General features: G+C 73.9%; 3 protein-coding genes. All 3 read right to left on the reverse strand.

The genetic code is table 11. From position 1 onward, the window contains the following. A partial coding sequence (locus ACFT41_RS31565; protein ID WP_377614094.1) for an SDR family NAD(P)-dependent oxidoreductase occupies positions 1 to 7,256 on the reverse strand: 7,256 nt, incomplete at its 3' end. A gap of 247 nt (positions 7,257 to 7,503) precedes the next feature. Continuing rightward, a complete protein-coding gene (locus ACFT41_RS31570) occupies positions 7,504 to 8,361 on the reverse strand; it encodes a metallophosphoesterase family protein (protein WP_377589922.1) in 858 nt (285 codons plus the stop codon). Positions 8,362 to 8,454: 93 nt separating this feature from the next. Continuing rightward, on the reverse strand, positions 8,455 to 8,837 hold a 383-nt coding region (locus ACFT41_RS31575; protein WP_377614095.1), incomplete at its 5' end, for a phosphopantetheine-binding protein.

Here is an 8,837-nt window from a genome sequence, read left to right on the forward strand (position 1 = left end):
CCGTGCGCCTCCACGGCGTCCACATCGGCGGCGGTGAGCCGGGCGTTGGCCAGGGCCTGCCGGATCACCCGCTGCTGCGATGGACCGTTCGGCGCGGTGAGTCCGTTGGACGCGCCGTCGGAGTTGATCGCGCTGCCCCGGACGATGGCGAGGACCCGGTGGCCGCGCCGCCGGGCGTCGGAGAGGCGTTCGACGAGGAGGATGCCGACGCCCTCGCCCCAGCCGGTGCCGTCGGCGGACGCGGCGAACGCCTTGCACCGGCCGTCGGGGGCGAGCCCGCCCTGGCGGGAGAACTCGGAGAACATGCCCGGCTGGGCCATCAGCGCGACGCCGCCAGCGAGGGCCATCTCGCATTCGCCGGAGCGCAGCGCCTGCGCGGCGAGGTGCAGCGCGACCAGGGACGACGAGCACGCCGTGTCGATGGTGACGGCCGGGCCCTCGAAGCCGAAGGTGTAGGCGACACGGCCGGAGGCGACGCTGCCGGCGGTGCCGGTGAGCAGGTGCCCTTCGAGCCCTTCGAGGCCGTCGCTGCCGGTGGCGGCATAGCCGGAGGAGGCGGCGCCGATGAAGACGCCGGTGACGGTGCCGTGGCTGGTGGCGGGGTCGATGCCGGCGTGTTCGAACGCCTCCCACGACGTCTCCAACAACAACCGCTGCTGCGGATCCATCGCCAGGGCCTCACGCGGCGAGATCCCGAAGAACCCCGGGTCGAACTCCGACGCCCCATACAGGAAACCACCCTGCCGCGTCGTCGACGTCCCCACCCGATCCGCATCCGGGTCATACAGGCCCTCCAGATCCCAACCCCGATCCCCCGGAAAACCACCGATCGCATCCCCACCCGACGCCACCAGATCCCACAACTGCTCAGGACTGGACACCCCACCCGGGAACCGGCACGACATCCCGACGATCGCAATCGGGTCATCGTCGTCCCGGGCGACGGCCCGCGTGACGGCGGCCGGGGCAGCGGAATGGCCGAGCCGCTCGTACAGGTGCTCAGCAAGCCGCTCCGGCGTCGGATAGTCGAACACCAGCGTCGCGGTCAACCGCAACCCCGTCGCCGCAGCGAGCCGGTTACGCAACTCCACCGACGTCAACGAGTCAAACCCCAACTCCTTGAACGCCCGACCACCCGCAACCGCCAGCACCGACGCATGCCCCAACACCGCCGCCGCCTGACCACACACCAGCTCCACCAGCAACCGCCGCGCCTCGCCCCGCGCCAGCCCGGCCAGCCGCTCCGGCCACGAGGTTCCGGTGCCGCCGGACGGGCCGCCGGCCTGGCGGCGTCCGCCGGTGCGGGCGAGCAGCCGCAGGATCGGCGGGACCTGGCCGGCATCCCCGGTGATGCGGAGGCGGGCCGCCGCGATCGCCGGCAGGGCCCTGGCGGTGGCCGCGTCGAGCAGGGCCGCCCCCTCGGCGGCGGTGAGGCCGGTCATGCCCAGCCGCCGCAGCCGCTGCGCGTCGTCGCGGTCGAGGTGGGCGGTCATGGTGCTGGTGGTGGCCCACATGCCCCAGCCGATGCTGGTGGCCGGCAGCCCCCGGGCGCGGCGGTGCTGGGCGAGGGCGTCGAGGAACGCGTTCGCCGCCGCATAGTTGCCCTGACCCGGCGAACCCAGCGTCGCCGCGATCGACGAGAACACCACAAACGCCGACAGATCCAGACGCGCCGTCGCCTCGTGCAACGCCCACGCCCCGTCCACCTTCGGCCGCAGCACCCTGGCCACGTCGTCGGCGGACAACGACGTGACGACCGAATCGGCGAGGACGCCCGCGCAGTGCACCACCGCCGTCAACGGATGCGCCGGATCCACCCCCGCCACCAACGCCGCCACCTGCCCCGCATCGGCCACGTCCACCGACACCGCCGCAACCTCAGCACCCGCCCCGGTCAGCTCCGCCACCAACGCCGCATAGCCGGAACCCTCCACCGGCAGCCGACGCGACGCCAACACCAACCGACGGGCCTGACCCGACGCGACCAGATGCCGGGCCACCACCCCCGCCAGGGTCCCCGACGCCCCGGTCACCAGTGTCGTGCCGTCCGGATCCACCGGCACCGGCACCGTCAGCACCACCTTGCCGACATGCCTCGCCTGGCTCAGATGCCGCAACGCCACACGCGCCTGCCGCACATCCCACACCCGCACCGGCAACGGCGACAACACACCACTCTCGAACAACGCCAACAACTCGCCCAGCATCCGCCCGATGCGCTCGCCGCCCGCCTCATTCAGGTCGAACGCCCGATAGGCCACCCCCGGATGCTCCGCCGCCACCACGGAGGCGTCCCGCACATCCGCCTTACCCATCTCCACGAACCGGCCACCACGCGGCAACAACCGCAACGACGCATCCACCAACTCACCCGCAAGCGCATCAAGCACCACATCCACACCCGCACCACCCGACGCCGAGGAGAACACCGCCTCGAACTCCGTCGACCGCGACGACCCGATCCGCTCCCGCGCGACCCCGAGACCCCGCAACGTCTCCCACTTGCCCGGGCTGGCCGTGGCGTAGACGGTCGCACCGAAGTGGTGCGCCAGCTGAATCGCCGCCATCCCCACCCCACCCGCACCCGAGTGGACCAGCACCGACTCACCAGCCCGCAACCCCGCCAAATCACGCAACGCGTAGTAGGCGGTGAGGAAGACCAGCGGGACGGACGCGGCCTGGGCGTAGGACCAGCCGGCGGGGATCTTCGCCACCCGCTGCCGTTCGGCGACGACCTGCGGGCCGAAGCCCGGCTCGAACATGCCCAGCACCCGGTCGCCGGGGGCGAGGCCGTCGACGCCGGGGCCGACCTCCAGCACGACGCCCGCGCCCTCGCTGCCCATCCGGGCCGCCGCGTCCGGATACATGCCGAGCGCGATGAGGACGTCGCGGAAGTTGACGCCGGTGGCCCGGACGGCGATGCGGACCTGCCCGGCCCTCAGCTCCGCGGCCGGGGCGGGGACCAGGTCGACGCCGTCGATCGTGCCGGGAGCCACGGGCGCGAGGTGCCAGAGGCCCGACGCCGGGGGCGTCAGCTCGTCGCCGGTCAGGCGCGTCAACCGGGGTACGCGCACCGCGCCCTCGCGGACCGCGAGCTGGCCGCCGGTGGGGGCCGGGTCGGCGGCCACCGCCGCGAGCAGCGCCACCGCGTCGGCGTCCAACGGGCCGTCGAGGTCGGCCAGGACGATCCGGTCCGGGTGCTCCGACTGCCCCGAACGCAGCAGACCCCACACCGCCGCACCCGCCAGATCGGCCACCCGATCCTCGTCCCGCGCCACCACGGCGTCGCGGGTCACCACCACCAGCCGCGAGTCCGCCAGAGCCTCGGCGGCCAGCCACGCCTGCACCACACTGAGCACACCCGTGACGACGTCCCGCACCGCCTCCGGAACGGGTGCCCCGGCGACGGCGACAGGCACCAGCACGAAGGCCGGCGCAGCCCGTCCCGCCTCGACGGCCGCCACCAACGCCGCCACGCCCGCGTACGCCGGCACGTCCGGAAGGTCGACCTCGCCGAGCGCCACCGCGACCGCCGCACCGGCGGCCGGGGTCACCTCCTCGGCGTGCCAGGTCACCTCGAACAGGGAACGGTCCACGGCGCTCAGGGTCGAGACGGCACCCATCTCCCGCAGCACGAGGGCATCGACGGAGACAACCGGCGCACCCGACTCGTCGGCGGCGACGAGGCGCACCCCGGAACCGGCCCGGCTCAACCGCACCCGCAGCGCGCGGGCACCCGACGCGTGCACCTGCACACCCGTGAACGCGAACGGCACCCGAGGCCCGGAGCCGGTGCCGGCGTCGATCAGCCCGATCGGGTGCAGGGCGGCGTCCAACAGCGCCGGGTGCACACCGAAGCCGCTGGCGTCGCCCGCCGCCTCGTCGGGCAGGGCCACCTCGGCGTACACGTCGCCGCCGTCACCCGTCCACACCCGGCGCAGGCCCTGGAACACCGGCCCGTAGGCCAGGCCGTGCTCGGCGAACGCCGGATACCAGCCGGCCAGCTCCACCTCGGACGCCCCGGCGGGCGGCCACGCGCCGACGGTCGGCTCCTCGACGGCGGCCCGCTCCAACACACCCTCGGCATGCCGAATCCACTCCGCCTCGGCATCGTCCTCAGGCTGGGCGTGCACCGTCACCTCGCGCGAACCGTCGCCGTCGGCCGCCCCGACACGCACCTGCACCCGCACCCCACCCGAGCCAGGCAGGGTCAACGGGGCGGCAATCGTCAACTCCCGCACCCGCGACGCACCCACCTCGTCACCCGCCCGCACCACCAACTCCACCAACGCCGCACCCGGCACCACCACCACACCCGACACCACATGATCGGCCAACCACGGATGCGTCGACACCGACAACCGACCCGTCAACACCACCTCGTCGTCACCCGCCAGCCGCACCGCCGCACCCAGCAACGGATGCCCCGCCACCCCCAGGCCAACACCCGACACGTCACCCACCCGCCACGTACCCGCCTCGGGCCAGAACCGCTCCCGCTGGAACGCATACGTCGGCAGGTCCACCCGGGACGCGCCGGCGTCGGCGAACCACGGCTGCCACGCCACCGGCACCCCGTTGACGTGCAGCTCCGCCAGGGCGGTCAGCAGCCCGGCGACCTCCGGCCGATCCCGGCGCTGGGCGGCGACGGCGAGCACACCACCGTCGTCGGGCAGGGCCTCGGCCGTCAGTGCGGTCAGCACGCTCTGCGGGCCGACCTCCAGGAACGTGTCCACCCCGACCGCCCGCAGGGCGGCGACCCCGTCGGTGAACCGGACCGCCTCCCGCACGTGCCGCACCCAGTAGTCCGGGGTGCGGATCTCCTCGGGGTCGGCCAGCGCACCGGTCACGTTCGACACCAACGGCAGGACGGGCGCGGAGAACGCCAACCGGCCCACCAACGCCCGGAACCTGTCCAGCATCGGCTCCATCAGCGGGCTGTGGAACGCGTGGCTGACGGCCAACCGGCGAACACGTACCCCCCGGCCCTGCCAGGTTTGCTCCACCTCGTCCAGGGCCTCGGACGCGCCGGACACGACCACAGAGTTCGGGCCGTTGACGGCGGCGATCCCGACTCGGTCGACCAGCCCCTCCAGAGAGGCCAGCACCTCGGACTCGGCCGCGTTCACCGCCAGCATCCCGCCGCCGGCCGGCAACGCCTGCATCAACCGACCCCGCGCCACCACCAGCGCACACGCATGCTCCAGCGACAACACCCCCGCCACATGCGCGGCGACGATCTCCCCCACCGAGTGACCACCCACGAAGTCCGGCACCACACCGAACGACTCCAGCAGCCGGAACAACGCCACCTCGACCGCGAACAAGCCGGCCTGCGTGAACACCGTCTGGTCGAGCAACTCAGCCTCGGGCGTGCCCGACCCCGTGAAAAGCACCGGCTTCAACGGCTGGGGCAAACCCCGGTCCAGGAGCCCACACACCTCGTCCAACACCGACGCGAACACCGGGAACGCGGCGTACAACTCCCGACCCATGCCGGGGCGCTGCGCGCCCTGACCGGAGAACAGCACGGCGAGCGGACCCCGGTCGGCGGCCTGGCCGGCGACGGCCACACCCGACGGTTCCCCCGCCGCCAGGGCCCGCAGCCCGGCGAGGAGGTCGTCGCGGCCGGCGGCGGCCAGCACGGCCCGGCTGTCCAGGGTGGCGCGGGAGGTGGCCGACGACCACGCCACATCGAGGGGGCGCAGGCCGGGGTCGGCGTCGAGCCAGGCCGCCCAGCGACCCGCCTGCGCGGCAAGGGCGGCGGGGTGCGCGGCGGAGAGCAGCACCGGCACCGCCGGGAGTTCACGCGCGGGCGACGCAGCCTCGGCGACCGACGCGGTAGCGGGCTCGGTAGCGGGCTCGGGCGGCGGGGCCTGCTCCAGGACGAGGTGGGCGTTGGTGCCGCTCATGCCGAAGGAGGAGACGGCGGCGCGGCGGGGCCGCCCGGCGTCCCCGGCCCATGGGCGGGCCTCGGTGAGCAGGGCGACCGCGCCGCCAGCCCAGTCGACGTGCGGCGTGGGCTCGCCGGCGTGCAGGGTCGCCGGAAGCAGCCCGTGCCGCATGGCCAGCACCATCTTGATCACCCCGGCGACGCCGGCGGCGGCCTGGGCGTGGCCGAGGTTCGACTTCAACGAGCCGAGCCAGAGCGGCCGGTCGGCGGGCCGGTCCTGCCCGTACGTGGCGAGCAGCGCCTGCGCCTCGATCGGGTCGCCGAGGCGGGTGCCGGTGCCGTGCGCCTCCACGACGTCCACGTCGGCCGGGGTGAGGCCGGCGTTGTCGAGGGCCTGGCGAATGACGCGCTGCTGGGCGGGGCCGTTCGGGGCGGTGAGGCCGCTGCTCGCCCCGTCGGAGTTGACTGCGCTGCCCCGGATGACGGCGAGCACGGGGTGGCCGTTGCGGCGGGCGTCCGACAGCCGCTCGACGAGCACCATGCCGACGCCCTCGGCCCAGCCGGTGCCGTCCGCATCGGCGGAGAACGCCTTGCAGCGGCCGTCGGCGGCCAGCCCCCGCTGGCGGGAGAACTCGACGAAGCCGCCGGGGGTGGCCATCACGCTGACGCCGCCGGCCACGGCGAGGGTGCACTCGCCGTCGCGCAGGGCCTGACCGGCCAGGTGCAGGGCGACGAGCGACGACGAGCAGGCGGTGTCGATGGTGACGGCCGGCCCCTCCAGGCCGAACGAGTAGGCGAGCCGGCCGGAGATGACGCTGGCGGCGGTGCCGGTCAGCACGTAACCTTCGGCGCCCTCGGGGAGGCGACGCAGCACGGAGGCGTAGTCCTGCCCGGCGGTGCCCACGAACACGCCGGTGCGGCTGCCGCGCAGGGATCCGGCGTCGATGCCGGCGCGTTCGAACACCTCCCAGGTGGTCTCCAGCAGCAGCCGCTGCTGCGGGTCCATCGCGAGGGCCTCGCGGGGGGAGATGCCGAACAGGGTCGGGTCGAAGTGGCCGGCGGCGTCGAGGAACCCGCCCCGGTCGCTGTACGAGGTTCCCGGGTGGTCGGGGTCCGGATGGTAGAGCCGGGCCAGGTCCCAGCCCCGGTCGGTGGGGAACGGGCCGGTGGCGTCGGTGCCGGCGGCCACGAGGTTCCACAGCTCCTCGGGGGAGCCGACGCCGCCGGGGAACCGGCACGCCATGGCGACGACGGCGATCGGTTCCGGTTCGGCGCCCTCCAGTTCCCGCAGGCGCCGGTGCGCCTGGCGGAGCTCGGTGGTCACCCACTTGAGGTGTTCGAGGAGCTTCTCTTCGTCCGCCATGACCCACCCGCCCGGAGCTTGCTACCGATCGATTCCGCCGAACACTGAGGAAGCCACCACCGCAGGCATCCGACCCTGGGAATTGCCGGTATCCGACCCTCACCGTGAGTGGACGGTACTGAGCGCGCTACGGCGGCCCAACCCCTACGGGACCCCTCAATCAGACCCCGCGCGACGCCTCCCGGCGGGCCGATAACCGCAGCATGAGGCCGGTGGAAGGGCTATCGGGGAGGCCCGCTTCCGGCAATCAACCGTGGGACCGGGCGGGTGCCGGGAGGACCAGCCGGGGGCGCCCCGGCGGGGTGGCCCGGCGACGCCACTCGCGCGGGTAGCCGACGGACACCTCCTCGAACCGGACGCCGTCATACCAGGTGGTGCGGGGGATGTGCAGGTGGCCGTAGACGGCGACGCGGGTGTCGTAGCGCAGGTGCCAGTCGGCGGTCAGGTCGGTGCCGCACCACTGGGCGAACTCGGGGTAGCGCAGGACCCGGGTCGGCTCGCGGACCAGCGGGTAGTGGTTGACCAGGACGGTGGGCAGCCCGCCGCGTTCGGCGTCGAGCCGCCGCTCGGTCTGGATCACCCGCGCCCGGCACCAGGCGTCCCGGCTCGGGTACGGGTCGGGGTGCAGCAGGATCTCGTCGGTGCAGACCACGCCGGTCTCGTGCGCCCGCGCCAACGCCTGCTCCCGGGTGTACGTCCCCGGGGGCCGCCACGTGTAGTCGTAGCCGACGAAGAGCGGGGCGATCAGGACGGGCTCGCCGTCGGGGTCCCACACCGGGTACGGATCCTCCGGAGTGAGCACGCCGAGGCGGCGGCACAACGCGACGAGGTGCCGGTAGCGCGCCTCGCCGCGCAACTGGACGGTGTCGTCGCGGGGCGTCCACAGCTCGTGGTTGCCCGGCGCCCAGATGACCTTGGCGAACCGGTCGCGGAGCAGGCCGAGCGCCCACTCGACGTCGGCGGCGAACTCGCCGACGTCACCGGCGACGATCAGCCAGTCGTCATCGTTGTCGGGGCGCAACGTCTCGACGATGGCGCGGTTCTCCGCGTACACGACGTGCAGGTCGCTGATCGCGAGGAGCTGGCCGCCCTGGGAGCCGGTCACACGGAACCTCCTGACGGGCTCCGACCCTACGGAGCACCTCCGGCGGCGGCACACCCCTAGATGCGGACGGCGCACCCCTAGGGCGGGCGCTGGTCAGGACTTGCCGAACTCGCGTTGGATGATGTCGAAAATGTCGTCCTCGGTGGCGTCAGCCAGGTCGGTGGTCAGGTCGTCGGCGGGGGCGGGGGGTGGCGACGTCGGGGCGGTGTCGCCCCGCCAGCGGGCGAGCAGGTCCTCCAGCCGGCGGGTGATCTCCGTGGCGTCACGCCGGTCCCCGGGGACGGCCCGCAGCAGCCCGTCGAGCCGTTCGATCTCGGCGACGACGGGGGTGGCCGCCCCGTGCGGCACCAACTCGGCGCGCAGATGCTCGGCGAGCGCGGCCGGCGTCGGGTGGTCGAAGACGAGGGTGCTGGGCAGGGCGAGGCCGGTGTCGGCGGTGAGCCGGTTGCGCAGCTCCACGGCGGTCAGCGAGTCGA

Source organism: Micromonospora sp. NPDC057141, from assembly GCF_042670805.1.
In the GTDB taxonomy this organism is placed as follows: Bacteria; Actinomycetota; Actinomycetes; order Mycobacteriales; family Micromonosporaceae; genus Micromonospora.